Origin of the sequence: Marivivens marinus (assembly GCF_035969385.1) — a bacterium.
In the GTDB taxonomy this organism is placed as follows: domain Bacteria; phylum Pseudomonadota; class Alphaproteobacteria; order Rhodobacterales; family Rhodobacteraceae; genus SELP01.
On record NZ_JAYKKJ010000001.1, the window covers coordinates 426,013 to 441,344 of the forward strand.

At 63.5% G+C, this 15,332-nt stretch carries 19 protein-coding genes and 2 tRNA genes; 12 read left to right on the forward strand and 9 right to left on the reverse strand.

Going from position 1 to position 15,332, the window contains the following annotated elements:
* Positions 1-224 precede the first annotated feature (224 nt).
* Positions 225-1,163 (reverse strand): ABC transporter ATP-binding protein, encoded by a 939-nt coding sequence (locus U3648_RS02185; RefSeq protein ID WP_420857596.1) that lies wholly within the window; start codon positions 1,161-1,163, stop codon positions 225-227.
* 95 nt (positions 1,164-1,258) lie between these two features.
* Between U3648_RS02185 and U3648_RS02190 the strand changes: the two genes are divergently transcribed.
* From U3648_RS02190 to U3648_RS02210, 5 genes are all read left to right on the forward strand, one after another.
* Complete coding sequence (locus U3648_RS02190; protein ID WP_420857597.1) at positions 1,259-1,441, forward strand: zinc-finger domain-containing protein; 183 nt, start codon at positions 1,259-1,261, stop codon at positions 1,439-1,441.
* A complete protein-coding gene (locus U3648_RS02195) occupies positions 1,384-2,100 on the forward strand; it encodes a TIGR02117 family protein (protein WP_420857598.1) in 717 nt (238 codons plus the stop codon). Before U3648_RS02190 ends, U3648_RS02195 begins: the two co-directional genes overlap by 58 nt.
* 68 nt (positions 2,101-2,168) lie before the next feature.
* The gene (gene surE, locus U3648_RS02200; RefSeq protein WP_420857599.1) at positions 2,169-2,954 is read left to right on the forward strand and encodes a 5'/3'-nucleotidase SurE; all 786 of its coding nucleotides are present in this window, start codon (positions 2,169-2,171) and stop codon (positions 2,952-2,954) included.
* A 20-nt stretch (positions 2,955-2,974) separates the two neighbouring features.
* Positions 2,975-3,589 carry a protein-L-isoaspartate(D-aspartate) O-methyltransferase gene (locus U3648_RS02205; RefSeq protein ID WP_420857701.1) on the forward strand — a complete coding sequence of 205 codons (615 nt, stop codon included), beginning with the start codon at positions 2,975-2,977 and terminating at the stop codon, positions 3,587-3,589.
* Between the two features lie 64 nt (positions 3,590-3,653).
* Positions 3,654-4,838: a peptidoglycan DD-metalloendopeptidase family protein gene (locus tag U3648_RS02210; protein WP_420857600.1), complete on the forward strand. Its 1,185-nt coding sequence runs from the start codon at positions 3,654-3,656 to the stop codon at positions 4,836-4,838.
* 30 nt (positions 4,839-4,868) lie between these two features.
* Here the strand turns inward: U3648_RS02210 and U3648_RS02215 are convergent, their stop codons facing one another.
* Genes U3648_RS02215 through U3648_RS02230 form a run of 4 tightly spaced genes read right to left on the reverse strand, consistent with a single transcriptional unit; the run spans position 4,869 to position 7,345 of the window.
* Positions 4,869-5,714 carry an ATP-binding protein gene (locus U3648_RS02215; protein WP_420857601.1) on the reverse strand — a complete coding sequence of 282 codons (846 nt, stop codon included), beginning with the start codon at positions 5,712-5,714 and terminating at the stop codon, positions 4,869-4,871.
* Positions 5,711-6,589, reverse strand: a complete 879-nt coding sequence (tatC, locus tag U3648_RS02220) for a twin-arginine translocase subunit TatC (protein WP_420857602.1) — start codon at positions 6,587-6,589, stop codon at positions 5,711-5,713. Before tatC ends, U3648_RS02215 begins: the two co-directional genes overlap by 4 nt.
* Positions 6,586-7,071: a Sec-independent protein translocase protein TatB gene (gene tatB / locus U3648_RS02225; protein WP_420857603.1), complete on the reverse strand. Its 486-nt coding sequence runs from the start codon at positions 7,069-7,071 to the stop codon at positions 6,586-6,588. Before tatB ends, tatC begins: the two co-directional genes overlap by 4 nt.
* A 43-nt stretch (positions 7,072-7,114) precedes the next feature.
* Positions 7,115-7,345 (reverse strand): twin-arginine translocase TatA/TatE family subunit, encoded by a 231-nt coding sequence (locus tag U3648_RS02230; RefSeq protein ID WP_129679139.1) that lies wholly within the window; start codon positions 7,343-7,345, stop codon positions 7,115-7,117.
* A gap of 274 nt (positions 7,346-7,619) precedes the next feature.
* On the opposite strand from U3648_RS02230, the gene U3648_RS02235 reads away from it, so the two are divergent.
* Positions 7,620-8,294, forward strand: a complete 675-nt coding sequence (locus U3648_RS02235; protein ID WP_420857604.1) for a helix-turn-helix transcriptional regulator — start codon at positions 7,620-7,622, stop codon at positions 8,292-8,294.
* Here the strand turns inward: U3648_RS02235 and U3648_RS02240 are convergent.
* A complete protein-coding gene (locus U3648_RS02240) occupies positions 8,291-9,370 on the reverse strand; it encodes an ABC transporter ATP-binding protein (RefSeq protein ID WP_420857605.1) in 1,080 nt (359 codons plus the stop codon). The two genes, U3648_RS02235 and U3648_RS02240, sit on opposite strands and share 4 nt — an antisense overlap.
* A 99-nt stretch (positions 9,371-9,469) precedes the next feature.
* Positions 9,470-10,249, reverse strand: coding sequence for an SDR family oxidoreductase (locus tag U3648_RS02245; RefSeq protein ID WP_420857606.1), 780 nt, complete (start codon positions 10,247-10,249; stop codon positions 9,470-9,472).
* 153 nt (positions 10,250-10,402) lie between these two features.
* Here U3648_RS02245 and U3648_RS02250 point away from each other — a divergent pair, with 153 nt between their 5' ends.
* Positions 10,403-11,425, forward strand: a complete 1,023-nt coding sequence (locus tag U3648_RS02250) for a Hint domain-containing protein (protein WP_420857607.1) — start codon at positions 10,403-10,405, stop codon at positions 11,423-11,425.
* A gap of 9 nt (positions 11,426-11,434) precedes the next feature.
* On the opposite strand, the gene U3648_RS02255 is transcribed toward U3648_RS02250, so the two are convergent.
* Positions 11,435-11,839 (reverse strand): hypothetical protein, encoded by a 405-nt coding sequence (locus U3648_RS02255; protein WP_420857608.1) that lies wholly within the window; start codon positions 11,837-11,839, stop codon positions 11,435-11,437.
* Between the two features lie 99 nt (positions 11,840-11,938).
* Here U3648_RS02255 and U3648_RS02260 point away from each other — a divergent pair, with 99 nt between their 5' ends.
* Both U3648_RS02260 and U3648_RS02265 read left to right on the forward strand, forming a co-directional pair.
* Positions 11,939-13,534 (forward strand): peptide chain release factor 3, encoded by a 1,596-nt coding sequence (locus U3648_RS02260; RefSeq protein ID WP_420857609.1) that lies wholly within the window; start codon positions 11,939-11,941, stop codon positions 13,532-13,534.
* 52 nt (positions 13,535-13,586) lie between these two features.
* Positions 13,587-13,663, forward strand: a tRNA-Ile gene (locus U3648_RS02265).
* Positions 13,664-13,716: 53 nt separating this feature from the next.
* On the opposite strand, the gene U3648_RS02270 is transcribed toward U3648_RS02265, so the two are convergent.
* Positions 13,717-13,792, reverse strand: a tRNA-Ala gene (locus tag U3648_RS02270).
* Between the two features lie 147 nt (positions 13,793-13,939).
* Between U3648_RS02270 and U3648_RS02275 the strand changes: the two genes are divergently transcribed.
* Genes U3648_RS02275 through U3648_RS02285 form a run of 3 tightly spaced genes read left to right on the forward strand, consistent with a single transcriptional unit; the run spans position 13,940 to position 15,293 of the window.
* A complete protein-coding gene (locus U3648_RS02275) occupies positions 13,940-14,347 on the forward strand; it encodes a universal stress protein (protein WP_420857610.1) in 408 nt (135 codons plus the stop codon).
* Positions 14,348-14,388: 41 nt separating this feature from the next.
* Positions 14,389-14,709 carry an antibiotic biosynthesis monooxygenase family protein gene (locus U3648_RS02280; protein ID WP_420857611.1) on the forward strand — a complete coding sequence of 107 codons (321 nt, stop codon included), beginning with the start codon at positions 14,389-14,391 and terminating at the stop codon, positions 14,707-14,709.
* Entirely contained in the window at positions 14,706-15,293 is a 588-nt protein-coding gene (locus U3648_RS02285) for a rhodanese-like domain-containing protein (protein WP_420857612.1), read from the forward strand. The genes U3648_RS02280 and U3648_RS02285 overlap by 4 nt, the downstream gene beginning before the upstream one ends.
* Positions 15,294-15,332: the final 39 nt, after the last annotated feature.

Sequence of the window (15,332 nt, forward strand, 5' to 3'; positions counted from 1 at the left end):
CGGCACGGCGATTTGACGTATCATGTGCGTGGCAGACATAAAGTGCATTGCGGGGCCGTCGGATCGCCGCACCGCGGCCCAACGATGCGCCTCTGCCCTGTGGTCTCAAAGGATCTTTTCGTCCCGCAATGACGATCATCTGTTGATGGGCCGCACAACAGAATGTGTAGATCTTGGCGAATGAGTGGCACGAGGCGCAACCTGTCGGCAATAGTTGCTGCCCCTTAGGCGGTTTCCCTTGAGGACGTCAGGGACAGGAACACGTCCTCCAGATGCGCCTCTTCTGTCTTTACATCGCGGATCGAGATGCCCGCGTCGCGCACGGCGGCAAGGATCGCTTCGGCCGGGGTCACTTGAGTTGCGTAGCTGAAGACCAGCGCCCCATCCTCGCGCCGCTCGCCGGTTACCCCATCGGGCAGGGGCGGCAGGGCGGCTGCGGTTTCGGGGTGGATCACCATGGTCTTGCGGTCCAGCCTCGCCAACAGGTTCGCCGTCGTGTCGCGGGTGATGACCTGCCCGTGGTTGATGATGGCGATCTCGTCGCACATCGCCTCGGCCTCTTCGAGGTAGTGGGTCGTCAGGATGATCGTCATCCCCTCGTCGTTCAGCCGCCGGACGTTCTGCCACAGCATGTTGCGCAATTCGATATCGACCCCGGCGGTGGGTTCGTCCAGCACGAGGATGCGCGGCGAATGGACCAGCGCCTTGCCCAGCAAGAGCCGCCGCCGCATTCCGCCCGACAGCGACCGGGCATAGGCATCTGCCTTGTCGGTCAGCCCGATCAGGTCAAGGATTTCGTCGGTCTTGCGCTGCGTTTTCGGCACCCCATACAGACCCGCCTGCACCTCAAGGCTGCCGCGCGGGCTAAAGAACGGATCTAGGTGTGGTTCCTGCGGCATGACCCCGATGGCGGCGCGGCTTTGGCGCGGGTTCACATCCTGATCGAAGCCCCAGATTGTCACCCGGCCCGCGTCCTTGACCACCAGCCCGGCAAGGATGTTGATCAGCGTCGATTTCCCGGCGCCGTTCGGCCCCAGAAGGCCAAAGATGGACCCGCGCGGGATCGACAGGTCGATCCCTTTCAGCGCCTCTTTCGCCGGGCTGCGGCCCGAGGCGCGATAGGTCTTCGTCAGCCCGGTGATTTCGATCGCGTTCTCGGTCATTTCCGCCCCTTCACATCTTGCCCGTGCCGCCGCATTCAGTAGTATGCCCCCGATCTATTGCGGACCACCCTCCGCGGCAACCAGTGAGAGAGACCATGACCATTCCCGCCCCGGAAACCAAGATCGTGGACAGCTGGCGCGTTGCCTGTGACGGGGGCGAAGGGGCGCTGGGCCATCCCCGCGTCTGGCTGAGCATCCCGCCCGCGCAGGGTTGGGTCGAATGTCCCTATTGCGATTGCCGCTATGTGCACGGGCAGCAGGCCGCGACGCAGGATTGATCCGCGTTTTCCGATTTTCGGGTCTATTAATTGCCGCTTGTATTGCGGCCTACCTCATCGCCGCTGCGGTCGGTGCTGTCCTTCCCACTGGCGACAGGGCTGCGAATGAACCCGCTAACCGTGAGGTCCTTCTGGTCGCCGGGCCGATCCATTTCGACTTCCTTTTACCCCTTGATGACCCGCCGGTCGCGGCGTTTTCCTTTGCGGCCGAGGCGGGTGTGCCCATGAACGACCCCCGCGCCCGATGGCTGGTTGTCGGGTGGGGAAGTGCTGCGTTCTACACCACCGTCGGAAGCTATGCCGATGTTGCCCCCTCTGCCGTCTGGCGGGCCGTGACCGGGGATCAGGCGGTCATGCGGTTCGATGTGGTGGGCGAGGTGCCAAACGTTCCGGGTGTGCACCGTCTGTCCCTGTCCGAGCGTCAGTTCACCGCGCTGGTGCAGGCGATCCGCGCCGATTTGGGCGCGGTGCCGGTGCGGCTTCCGCTGGATGGGTTCAACGGAACCGATGCCTTCTTTGCCGCCGAGGGTCATTTCGACATCTTCCGCACCTGCAATGTCTGGGTGGGGGAAAAGCTGCGCCAGGCGGGGGTGGCCTTTGGGCGCTGGACGCCGACGCCCTATGCCGTGCGCCTGTCGTTGTGGTGGCACGGCGGGTGATCTGCCCCCGATCCCTTGCCGCGCAGTCACCGCTGTCCTAGGAAGGGACATCGGGCGAAAGGCGGGCCATGCGAATTCTTCTGACAAATGACGACGGGATCAATGCGCCCGGACTGGCGGTTCTGGAACAGATCGCCGCCGATCTTGCGGGACCAGAGGGCGAGGTCTGGACCGTCGCCCCGGCCTTTGAACAATCGGGGGTCGGGCATTGCATCAGCTACACCCATCCCTTCATGGTGGCCAAACTGGGCGACCGCCGCTTTGCCGCCGAAGGGTCGCCCGCCGATTGCGTCTTGGCCGCCCTTTACGATGTGATGGATGGCCAATGGCCCGACCTGGTCCTGTCCGGGGTTAACCGGGGCAATAACGCAGCCGAAAACGTGCTCTATTCCGGGACCATCGGCGCGGCGCTTGAGGCCGCCTTGCAAGGCATCCCGGCAATCGCCTTGTCGCAGTTTTTCGGCCCGCGCAACGCCCGGCTGGACGACCCGTTTGAAGCAGCGGCAGAACATGGGGCCGGTGTGATCCGAAAAATTCTGGCGGGGCCACCGATGGCCGAAGGCGACTACCGGCTGTTCTACAATGTCAACTTCCCCCCGGTCCCGGCGGCGGAAGTTTTGGGCACCCGCGCCACCGTGCAGGGCTACCGCCGCAACACATCCTTTTCGGCCGAGGCGCATAATTCGCCCTCGGGTCGCAAGTTCCTGTGGATCAAGGGCGGCGAACAACATGTGCCGACCCTGCCGGGGTCGGACGCGGCGGCCAACCTTGAGGGCTACGTTTCGGTGACGCCAATGCGGGCGGACCTGACCGCGCATGACCAGATGACCGCGCTGGAGGACGCCCTTCGGTGACCTTCGACGCCCAACAGAAGATGCAGTTCCTCTATGCTCTGCGCTCCAAGGGGGTCACCGACCGCCGGGTGCTGACCGCGATGGAACGGATCGACCGGGCGCTCTTCGTCCGGGGCATTTTTGCCGACCGGGTGTATGAAGATATGCCGTTGCCCATTGGGGCGGGGCAAACGATTTCGCAGCCGTCTGTCGTTGGGTTGATGACGCAGGCCCTTCAGGTCGAAGACCGGCACAAGGTCTTGGAGGTCGGCACCGGCTCTGGCTATCAGGCCGCGATCCTTAGCCACCTTGCCCGCCGCGTCTATACTGTGGACCGCTACCGGCGGCTGGTGTCCGAGGCGAAGGCGATCTTCGAGGCGCTTGATTTGGGCAAGATCACGGCGATGGTGGCGGACGGCTGTTTTGGCCTGCCGGAACAGGCGCCGTTCGATCGCATTCTCGTGACCGCCGCCGCCGAAGACCCGCCCGGCCCCCTATTGGCCCAGCTTCGGGTTGGGGGTATCATGGTTCTGCCGGTAGGCCAGTCGGATGCGGTGCAAAGCCTGATCCGGGTGACACGGACGGACGCGGGGTTCGATTACGAAGAACTGCGGCCGGTGCGATTTGTGCCTCTTGTCGAAGGACTTGGGGACTGACAGGCAATTTAGGGGCAGGGGGATGGCCATAAATTTCCCGCCCAGACTGACGAGGATCGAGTAGATGCGGACATTCCGGTTTCCCCTGAAACCCCTGCTGCTGGCCGGGGTGGCGTTGGGCACGCTGACGGCTTGCGAACAGCCATTCGACTGGGACCTGCGGGATCTGGGCGGAAATACGCTTGATACCAGCACGGCGGCCCGGAACCTGCCGGACCGCCCGCGCCCGGATGATCGTGGCGTGATTTCCTATCCCGGTTATCAGGTTGTCGCCGCCCGTCAGGGCGAAACCGTCCGCATGATTGCGGGCCGCCTGAACCTCAGCGCCGAAGAGCTTGCCCGCTACAACGGGATCGACGCGGATGTGGCCTTGCGGCGGGATGAGATCATCGCCCTGCCGACCCGCGTGACCGAACCTTCGCCCGCGACAGGGGCCCTGACGACCGGCCCGATCCAGCCGTCTTCGGTGGATGTCACGACACTGGCGTCGAACGCAATTGACCGGGCTGGACCGCAGGCGAACGCGCCGGCAGCGACCCAGCCGGTCTCCGAACAGGCGGTTCCGCAAACGGGCGAACAGCCGATCCGGCATCAGGTCCGCCGCGGCGAGACCGTCTATTCCATCTCGCGCAGCTACGGCATTCCGGTGCGCAACATCGCGGAATGGAACGGGCTGGGGGCCGACCTAGCGATCCGCGAAGGGCAGTTCCTGCTGATCCCGCAGGGCGGGGCTCCGGCACCCGCCACGGCGACGTCCGCCCCAGGCGCGGGCAGCGCCGCGCCCACGCCGCCTTCGGCAGCGACGGCGCTTCCGGCGACCAACGCCACCCCCGCCGCGCCGGTCACGGCCCCCGCGCCCGAGGCGCCGAACCTCTCCACCGGTTCGGCACAATCGGGCGACGGCCCGCTAATCTACCCGCTGCGCGGGTCTGTGATCCGCGAATATGCCCGTGGCCGGAACGAAGGGATCGACATCGGCGCCCCCGCGGGAACCGAGGTCAAGGCCGCCGCCGCAGGGACCGTCGCTGCCGTGACCCGCGACACCAACGGGGTTGCCATCGTGGTGATCCGTCACGCCAACAACCTGCTGACGGTCTACACGAACCTCGACAATCTGACGGTGGAAAAGGACGACCGGGTCAGCCAGGGCCAGACCATCGGCAAGGTGCGGGCCGGAAACCCGTCATTCCTGCACTTCGAGGTGCGCGAAGGATTGGAAAGCGTGAACCCCGCCAACTACCTGAACTGATCTGAAACCGGTGCGGGGCCACTGGCCCCGTCAGCCCAGCGTGACCCCGTGCCGCCCGGCAAGATCGGTGAAATACTGCCATGCGACCCGGCCAGACCGGCTGCCGCGCGTGGCCTGCCATTCGATCGCCTCGGCCCGCAGGGTATCGTCGTCGATCTCGACTCCATAGGCATCGCAATAGCCCCGGATCATCGACAGGTACTCGTCCTGATCGCAGGGGTGGAAGCCCAGCCAAAGTCCGAAGCGGTCAGACAAAGAGACCTTCTCCTCGACCGCCTCAGAGGGGTTGATCGCGCTGGAGCGTTCGTTTTCGATCATGTCGCGGGGCATCAGGTGCCGCCGGTTCGACGTGGCATAAAGCACGACGTTGTCGGGCCGTCCTTCGATCCCGCCGTCCAGAACCGCCTTGAGCGCCTTGTAATGCGTGTCGTCGTTTGAAAACGACAGGTCATCGCAGAACAGGATGAACCGTTCGTCACGACCGCGCAGCAGGTTCAGGCAACGCCCGATGCTGGCAAGATCCTCGCGCTGGATCTCGACAATCTTCAGCGTTGGATGGTCGGGGCAAAGCGCGCCATGGATCGCCTTGACCAGAGAGGATTTCCCCATCCCGCGCGCGCCCCAAAGAAGCGCGTTGTTTGCCGACAGGCCACGGGCGAAGCGTTCAGTATTGGCCATCAGCGTATCGCGTGACCGGTTGATACCGACCAGAAGCGCCACGTCGATCCGGTTGACGCGAGCGACGGGTTCAAGCCGGTCCGGGTCCGGGTGCCAGACAAAGGCGGTGGCGGCCCTGAAATCCGGGGCGGGCAAGGGGGCCGGGGCGATCCGCTCCAGCGCCTCTGCGATCCGTTTCAGGGGTTTTCCCTTGCTCACGCCTCGTCTTCCTCGTCGATGTCAAAGAGGCTTTCGTCTTCGCCAATAATGCCGTCGGCGCGGGCCTGTTCATCCTTCTTCCGCTCTACCGCCATCACAAGGAAGATCGACAGTTCGTAAAGGGAATAGACGGCTGCAAACAGGATCACCTGCGTCACCACATCCGGCGGGGTGACCAGCGCGGCGACGGTCAGGATACCGACAATCGCATATTTCCGGGTGGCCCGCAGGCCGCGCGAACTGGCCAGACCTGCCTTGCCCATCAGGGTTAGAAGAACCGGAAGCTGGAAACAAAGCCCAAAGGCCACGATCATCTTGAGCGTGATATCAAGGCTTTCGTTGACCTTGCCGTTAAAGACGATCTCGATCCCCTCGCTCGCGGCCTCGTCCCCTAGCACCATCGCGGCGAAGTAGGACGGAAGGTCGGCAAACCCGAGGAAGAAATTCATCGCCAGCGGGATCACCACGTAATGGGCGAAGGCGGCGCCAAGCAGAAACAGCACGGGCGAAGAAATGATGAACGGCAGGAAGGCGTTCTTTTCGCTTTTGTACAGGCCCGGCGCCACGAACCGCCACATCTGATAGGCGATCACCGGGAAGGCCAGCGCCAGCCCGCCCACCATGGAAATCCGCACCAGCGTGAAAAAGTATTCCTGCGGGGCCGTATACTGCATGACCGGGTTCGGGTTCCCAAGGTCGCGCATGGTCTTTTCGATGGGCGTCAGCAGGAAGTCCAGCACGATCCCGCCGAAGGAAAAGCAGATCACCATGCAGACCACGAAGGCCAGAAGCGACCACATGATCCGGGTCCGCAGTTCCGCCAGATGTTCGATCAGCGGGGCAGAGCTGTCTTCAATCTCGTCGGTCGCGCTCATTTGCTGGCCTCGGTCTTGGGGGTGTCGGTTTCCGCCGGGGCCGGTTCCGGGGCGGACTCTGCTGCTGCGGCGGCCTCGGCCTCGCGGGCCTTGCGGTCGTTCGCCTTTTTCGCGGCGGCCTCAAGCATCCGGTCCTTGGCTTCCTGACGTTCCTTGGAAAGTTTTTCCGTCTCGCTTCCGGGCTTGATCGCCGGTTTGTCGGCCTTGTCCGGGTCGGGCGATTTCAGACCAGCCTGTTCGCGGAACTTGTCATAGGCCAACGCATTGGGGTTCGCGGCGGCCTCGACCGTTTTCTTGATTTCCTTGACCCCGGCCTGATCGGCGGCGGCATCCATCGCGCGGCTGAATTCGCGGGCCATCGCCCGCGCCTTGCCAGTGAATTGCCCCATCTTGCGGAACAGCCCCGGCAATTCCTGCGGGCCGACGACGATCAACGCCACGACCCCGATAATCAGGAGCTCGCTCCACCCCATGCCAAACATGTCGGTTCCTTCGATCTAAGCCAGAGGGTCAGGACAGGACCGATCAGGCCTTGTCGTTCTCTTCTTCGGGGGTGACATCCTTGGCGGTTTCGGCGGCGGCATCTTCCAGCTCTTTCTTGCCTTCCTCGACGCCGCGCTTGAACGACGAGATGCCCTTGCCGACTTCGCCCATCAGCGACGACACCTTGCCGCGCCCGAACAGGACCAGCACCACGACGGCGATCAGAAGGAAGCCCCAGGGGCCGATGTTGTTGATGAATGCGGCGTGTGCCATGACGAATGTCTCCCGTTTGGTGCGGATATTCCGCGACTCTGCGTGTCAGTTCGGGAAACATCTAGGCAGGAACTGACAGGCGCGGAAAGCCAAAACCGCAGGGTTCGTAGACTGGGCTGTCGTCATAGCTGACATCGTTTTGTCAGTTGATCGATATTGTATGGTCCTTGTTTTTATGCCTGATAGGCTCGAAATTCCACCAAACTGACAGTTTTCCGCGTGATTGGGGGCGCCGCCGTTGACCGCCTGCCATGTGCCGTGCCAACTGACACGCATGGCCCGCAACGACCGCCTTTTTGACCTGATCCAGAACCTGCGCGACGGGCAATTGCACCGCGCGCAGGATCTAGGGGCGCGTCTGGGTGTCTCGACCCGGACGATCTGGCGCGACATGGCGACCCTGATCGACAGCGGCCTGCCGATCGAAGGGGAACGTGGCGTCGGCTATGTGATGAAATCCCCGGTCAGCCTGCCGCCATTGGCCCTCAACCGCGATGAATTCGAAGCGCTGCGGCTGGGGCTGGCCCTTGCATCCAGCCTGTCAGACCGGGACGCAGCGCGCGGGGCAGCCAGCCTGCGGGCCAAGATCAACGCGGTCAGCCCGGCGGGGCTGCAAGACCCCGGCGTCGAAAGCCTTGTTTTTGCCTCGCCCGAGGCAGAGCGCGCCGCGCGCCATCTGGCCCCGATCCGGCGGGCGCTGCGCGATCATCTCGTGATCGAGGTCGACTATACCAGCATCTGGGGCGATCCGCGCAGCCATATTTTGCGCCCGCTGCACCTGTCGTTCTGGGGGCGGGTCTGGACGCTGCTGGGATGGTGCGAAAAGGACGGAAATTTCCGCCTGCTGCGGGTGGACCTGATCCGATTGGCAGAAGTCACGCAGCGCGGGTTCCTGCCCGAGCCGGGCAAAACGGCCGAAGATTATCTGGCGCGGCTGGACGGACCCTAGGACGCGGGAAAGACGAAACAGCGGTCGCGGCGGATCATCAGCCACATCGCCGTTCCGGGTTGCGGCAGGAAGACCGACGGCACCTGCGCATGCAGCAACGACCCGTCGAAATCCATGCGAAATTCCACAAGGCTTTCGGACCCCATAAAGCGGGACCGCTGCACGATCCCCCGCGCGGGCGTGCCCTCGGTCGCGGTGGGGTTGGGACCGCGTCCGCCGCGATCAAAGTCGATCTTGAGGTGCTGTGGTCGGATGACGATATCCACCTCGGTCCCATCCGGCACGCCGGGGGCGAGGAAATGGCCAAAGGCGGTTTCGGTCAGCGCACCACGCACCTTGCCCCGGATCACGTTGATATCGCTGAAAAAGGCGGCAGCGGCCCGGTCCGCGGGGGCATTGTATATGTTGTAGGGGGCGCCGCGCTGCACGATCCGCCCGTCCCGCATCAGGGCGATCTCGTCGGCCATGCGCATGGCTTCGGCCGGTTCGTGGGTCACCAGAAGGACGGCCGCGCCTTCGGATTTCAGGACGTCCAGCGTTTCGTCGCGAATTTCGTCCCGAAGCCGGTCGTCCAGACCGGAAAAGGGTTCGTCCATCAGCATGATGCCGGGGCGGGGGGCCAAGGCGCGGGCGAGGGCGACGCGCTGCTGTTCCCCACCCGAAAGCTGATGCGGGTAATTGTCGATATGACCCAGCATCCCGACCTTGCGCAGCAGTTCCTCGACCCGGGCCCGCACCTCTGGCCCGCGCCCCTTGAGGCCAAAGGCCACATTTCCGGCGACGGTCAGATGAGGAAACAGCGCGAAATCCTGGAACATCAGCCCAATTCCCCGCCCTTCGGGGGGCACCCGGTAGATCGTATCGCAGATCAATTGCCCGTCGACGTGGATCGTGCCGCTGTCCTGCATGTCGACCCCGGCGATGATCCGAAGGGTCGTCGATTTCCCGCAACCGGACGGCCCCAGGAGGCAGGTGACCTGCCCCGGCATGATCGACAGCGACACGCCATCGACAACGCGGCGGCCCTCAAAGCTCCGTTCGATGTCGCGGATTTCTAGGCGGGGTGTGGGCTGCACGGGCTGTCCTAATTCCGACTAAAGCTATCGGGTATCGGGTCCATCTAGCAATTGCCCCGCCGCTCGGCAAGAGCAGGCGGGGCTGGGATGGTCCGGCGGCTACATCGTCGTGTTCACCGCGCCCCCGTCCAGCAGGATGTTCTGCCCGACGATGAACCCGGCGTGCTGGGAACAGAGAAAGGCGCACATGGCCCCGAATTCGGCCGCGGTGCCATAGCGCCGGGCAGGGATGGTCGCCTGCCGCTTGGCGCGGGCTTCGTCGATAGTGATCCCTTCGGCGTTGGAGACGCCGGTATCAAGACCGACGGCGCGGTCGGTCGCGTGGATGCCGGGCAGCATGTTGTTGATCGTAACCCCATGCGGCGCCACCTGCCGCGACGTGCCCGCGACATAGCCGGTCAGGCCCGCGCGGGCCGAATTCGACAGCCCCAGAACAGGGATCGGAGATTTCACCGATTGCGAGGTGATGTTGACCACCCGGCCCCAGCCCTTGTCCATCATCCCCGGAAGAAGCGCCTTCATCAGGGCGATCGGGGCCAGCATATTGGCGTCCAGCGCCTTGATGAAATCGTCGCGGTCCCAGTCGGTCCACATGCCGGGCGGCGGGCCGCCGGCGTTGGTCACAAGGATATCGACGCCCTTGGCCGCGTCCAGAACAGCGGCCTGACCGTCGGGGGTGGTCACATCGGCGGCGACCGTCACCACGTTCACTCCAAACCTGTCGCGGATCTCCTGTGCGGCGGCTTCCAGCGCCTCGGACCCGCGCGCGTTCATGATCAGGTCGACACCCGCTTCGGCCAGCGCCTCGGCGCAGCCGCGGCCCAGCCCCTTGGACGATGCGCAGACCAATGCGCGCTTTCCTGCGATACCCAGATCCATTCCCGGTCTCCCCTTTGTGGCAGTTCCCGCCAGAGGTAGCGCGACAGGGGCCCCTTAACAACGCAGAACTGCTGTTCGCCCGTTGACCTCATTTCCTGTGCTGCATAGGGTGGCTCGGTTCCAGATGCCTTCGTTCCAAGGTCTTTTTCGGTCATGTCTGATGACGTCTACAGCTCTGCCCAGACCCTGCCAGTCTACCGCTCCGAAGATTTTCGGGTCGCATCCGGCGTGGCGGAAGGCGACGGGCTGAGTTTCGCGGATGAATTGGTGATGGATGATATCTATCACCTGTCCGAACGCGCGGTCAGGACACCCATGGTCGTCGATCAGGATGGCAGCGGCCGGACCTACCGTATTCTGGACCGGTCGGAGGCGGGGAAGCCGGGCAATCTTCTGGTTCTGGACAGTTGCTTGACTTTGATTGCCCCCGACAGCGCCACCTACGAGGCCTTGGTTCTGGTCGAGGTCGAGGATGGCATGGCGGTGGAGGTCTACCTCTTGCCGTTGGCGACGCTGGAACCGCGTACCGATTACCAACTGGTCGGGATAGACCGTCACGCGGCGACGACCCGCTTTGCCGAGGTCGCCTGCGTGTCATTTACCCGCGGCACCCATATCACCCTTGCCTCTGGCGAACAGCGCCCGGTCGAATTGCTGCAGCCGGGCGACAAGGTGCTGACGCGGGATGACGGGCCGCAGGAAATCCGCTGGATCGGGCAGGCGACGCTGCGTGCGGTCGGGGCCTTTGCGCCGGTAGTGATCCGCAAGGGCGTTTTGCACAATGAAAATGACCTGCGGCTGTCGCCCGATCATCGGATTTTCGTCTACCAGCGGCAGGATCGGGTCGGCGCGGGCCGGGCAGAGGTCTTCGTGAAGGTGCGACACCTGATCAATGGCGATACGGTGTTTCAGGAAGACGGCGGGTTCGTCGACTATTTCCAGCTGCTTTTTGACGATCACCAGATTATCTTTGCCGAAGGGATCGCAGCCGAAAGCCTGCTGGTCGATCCGCGCACCCGCGCCGCCATCCCGGACGAGGTGGGCCGGCAGGTGTCCGGCAACCGGCCCGGGCACAAACACCGGACCCATCAAGACTATGAAGTCGCCGAAAGCCTGATTTCGCGGCCCGATGCCGCGGCGCTTCTGCGCCGGGCGTCGTCGTCAGGGGCAGACTAGCGTCAGGACCTATTCTGAAGAGGCGCGGCGTACGCGCAGCCAATTGGTGATTGCGATGATCCGGAGCGCGGCCACGACGAAGATGAGCACGTCAAGGATCATCAGCGCCGGAGCCAGAATTGCCGGTCCATAGAGCAGGATCGATTGCGGGTATTCGTCGTAGCTGCTCAGATCTCTGAACCGGTAGAGCAGTCCTTGGGACGTGAAAAGCAGAGTGATGATCAGGCTGTCACGCCAGGTCGCGAAAAGCATGGTCCAATTGTCTTCTTTCGACGGTCCGGACTGGCGGCCCCGGTCATAATAGGCAAATCCAACCAGCGTGATGCCAACCGCCAAGAACAAAGCGACATAGGAAAGCCGGATCATCGCATTCCTGAATTCGGGGTCATTCATCAAATCGTATACAGGCGGCATATCGTTCTCCTTGAAATGGGGCGATAATACCGTCGATACCCGGCCTGTCCATCGCCTGTACCGATTGCCCTTTGATCCATGCCCGGATATAGCGCGCGCATGACAAATCGCCCCGCTCTCCCGCCCGAAATCGCCCGCCGCCGGACCTTTGCGATCATCTCGCACCCCGACGCCGGGAAAACGACCCTGACGGAAAAGTTCCTGCTTTTCGGCGGGGCGATCCAGATGGCCGGTCAGGTGCGGGCCAAGGGCGAGGCGCGGCGCACCCGGTCGGACTTCATGAAGATGGAACAGGACCGGGGGATTTCCGTTTCGGCCTCGGCCATGTCCTTTGATTACCGAACCTTCCGGTTCAATCTTGTCGACACGCCCGGCCACTCTGACTTTTCCGAAGATACCTACCGGACGCTGACGGCGGTCGACGCCGCCGTGATGGTGATCGACGGGGCCAAGGGCGTCGAAAGCCAGACCCAGAAGCTGTTCGAGGTTTGCCGACTGCGCGACCTGCCAATCCTGACCTTCTGTAACAAGATGGACCGGGAAAGCCGCGATACGTTCGAAATCATCGACGAGATTCAGGAGATGCTGGCGATCGACGTGACCCCGGCCAGCTGGCCCATCGGGGTCGGGCGCGATTTCCTGGGGTGCTACGACCTGTTGAACGACCGGCTGGAACTGATGGACCGGGCCGATAGAAACCGCGTCGCGGAATCGATCGAGATCAAGGGGCTGGACGATCCGCGTCTTGCCGAACACGTCCCGGCGGCCCTTCTGGAAAAACTGATCGAAGAGGTCGAAATGGCGCGGGAGTTGTTGCCCGCGCTGGACCGGCAGGCCGTGGCCGAGGGGACGATGACCCCGATCTGGTTCGGCTCGGCGATCAACTCTTTCGGGGTCAAGGAATTGATGGAAGGGATCGGCGCCTATGGCCCCGAACCGCAGCCGCAGGCGGCCTCGCCCCGGCAGATCGCACCGGAGGAACCCAAGGTCGTGGGCTTTGTGTTCAAGGTGCAGGCCAACATGGACCCGAAACACCGGGACCGCGTTGCCTTTGTCCGACTTGCGTCGGGGCATTTCACCCGCGGGATGAAGCTGCTTCATGTCCGGTCCAAGAAGCCGATGGCCGTCACCAACCCGGTCCTGTTCCTTGCCGCCGACCGGGAGTTGGCGGAAGAGGCCTGGGCCGGGGATATCATCGGCATCCCGAACCACGGGCAACTGCGGATCGGGGATACGCTGACCGAAGGCGAAAACCTTCGGGCCACCGGTATCCCGTCCTTCGCGCCGGAACTGCTGCAAACCTGTCGGGCGGGCGACCCGATGAAAGCCAAGCACCTTGAAAAGGCGCTGATGCAATTCGCCGAGGAAGGCGCGGCCAAGGTGTTCAAACCCTCCATCGGGTCGGGGTTCATCGTGGGCGTTGTCGGCGCGCTTCAGTTCGAAGTGCTCGCCAGCCGGATCGAGATGGAATACGGCCTGCCGGTCCGGTTCGAGCCGTCCCAGTTCACCTCGGCCCGCTGGGTGCTGGGGGACAAGATGGCGGTGGAGAAATTCGCCGCCGCGAACAAGCAGCACATGGCGTCCGACAACGACGGTGACGTGGTCTTTCTGACCCGCTTGCAATGGGACATCGACCGGGTCGGCCGGGACTATCCCGATGTGACCCTGTCGGCCACCAAAGAGATGATGGTCTGACGCCCAACCCGCTTGACCAGACCGACCTGTCTGCTACTGACTGCGGCAGGTCGGGCCTGTAGCTCAATTGGTTAGAGCAGGGCGCTCATAACGCCTTGGTTGGGGGTTCAAGTCCCTCCGGGCCTACCACACCCGGCCATGGCCCGCCGCAGGGGCGGACACATTCAGACATTTTGGGAATTTGGTGGAGCCGATCGGGATCGAACCGACGACCTCGTCATTGCGAACGACGCGCTCTCCCAACTGAGCTACGGCCCCATCGCTGGCTATTTGGCCCGCACGGCCGGTTGTGTCAAGCAGTCCGGCAGAGGATTCCGCAATCGGCCTGCAAAGACTGATGTGGATCAAGGCCCGGAGGTGCCGGGTAGGGCAGGATAGTGCCATAGCAATAGAAAGGAACATCGTATGTACGAACATATTCTCGTTCCCGTCGCGTTTGACGAAGGCCATTCCGCGGACCCTGCTCTTTCTGTCGCAAAGGCGCTGGCAGAGGGCGGATCGAAGGTGACGCTGTTGCATGTGGTCGAGGAGATCCCGACCTATGCGATCAATTACATGCCCGACGACTATCGCGCGGGACTGCTGGAAGCGATCCAGGCGGATCTGGACAAGATAGCCGCCGGCATCGCCGGGGCAAAAGGCGTCGTGGTCAGCGGCCATTCCGGGCGCACCATCCTCGACTGGGCCGAAGACAACGGGGTCGACCTGATCGTGATGGCCTCGCACAAGCCCGGGTTGGCGGATTACTTCCTTGGGTCCACTGCATCGCGGGTTGTGCGCCATGCAAACTGTTCGGTGCATGTCATCCGCTAGGGATGTGCTAGGCTGGGGTCACCAGCCAAAGGAGGAGACCCATGCCGACCATCAGCAAGGACGCCGGGTGCCAGACCGTTCTGACCACCTTTGAAACCACGCCGGGCACCTGCGAGGATCTGCTCGAGGCGTTGCAGGATGCCTATGCGGCCTTCATCAGCAAGCAGCCGGGGTTCATCGCGGCGGGCCTGCATGTGAACGACGCCCAGACCCGGATCGCTAATTATTCGCAGTGGGAAACCCGCGACGATTTCAAGGCGATGCTGCGCAGCCCGGAGATGCGTGAACGTAACCGCCACATCAACGACCTGTGCAAAAGTTTCGAACCCGTCATGTACGAAGTCGCCGGAGTATACCCATGAAGAAAATCCTTCTGTCCCTGTTGATCGCGGGCGCGGGCCCCGCGCTGGCCGAGCCCGTGGGGATCACGCCGGATGTCATGTCGGTCACGATCGAAACCCCATCCGGCCCGGTCGAAATCGGGCGGGTGCAGGACAACACCAACGCGCTAGAGGGGGACTGGGCGCTGACCTCGCGCCCCTGTCCGAATTTCTGCATCCAGCCGATGTCGCCCGCCGAAGGGGTCACGACCATTGGCGAGCTGGAAATGATCGGCTTCCTGCAAGACCCGGACGCCGTGGTGATGGATGGGCGCATCCGCCCGGAGTATGAGGCCGGCACGATCCCCGGCGCGATTTCCGTGCCCTATACCGAGGCCGCCGACCGGCTGGGCGAATTGGGCTGCATCGTCGATTTCGAAGGCTTCGAATGTCCCGAGGACGTGCCGCAGGTGGCCCTGTTCTGCAATGGCCCGTGGTGCGGCCAGTCGCCCACCGCCGCGCGGCGGATGATCGAGGCGGGCTACCCGGCAGAGAAACTGTTCTACTACCGGGGCGGCATGCAGGTCTGGCGGATGCTGGGGCTCACCGTGGTGCCGGGGGCGTAATTCCGCTTGAGGTTGTGTGGGCTTGCCCCTAGCAAGCCT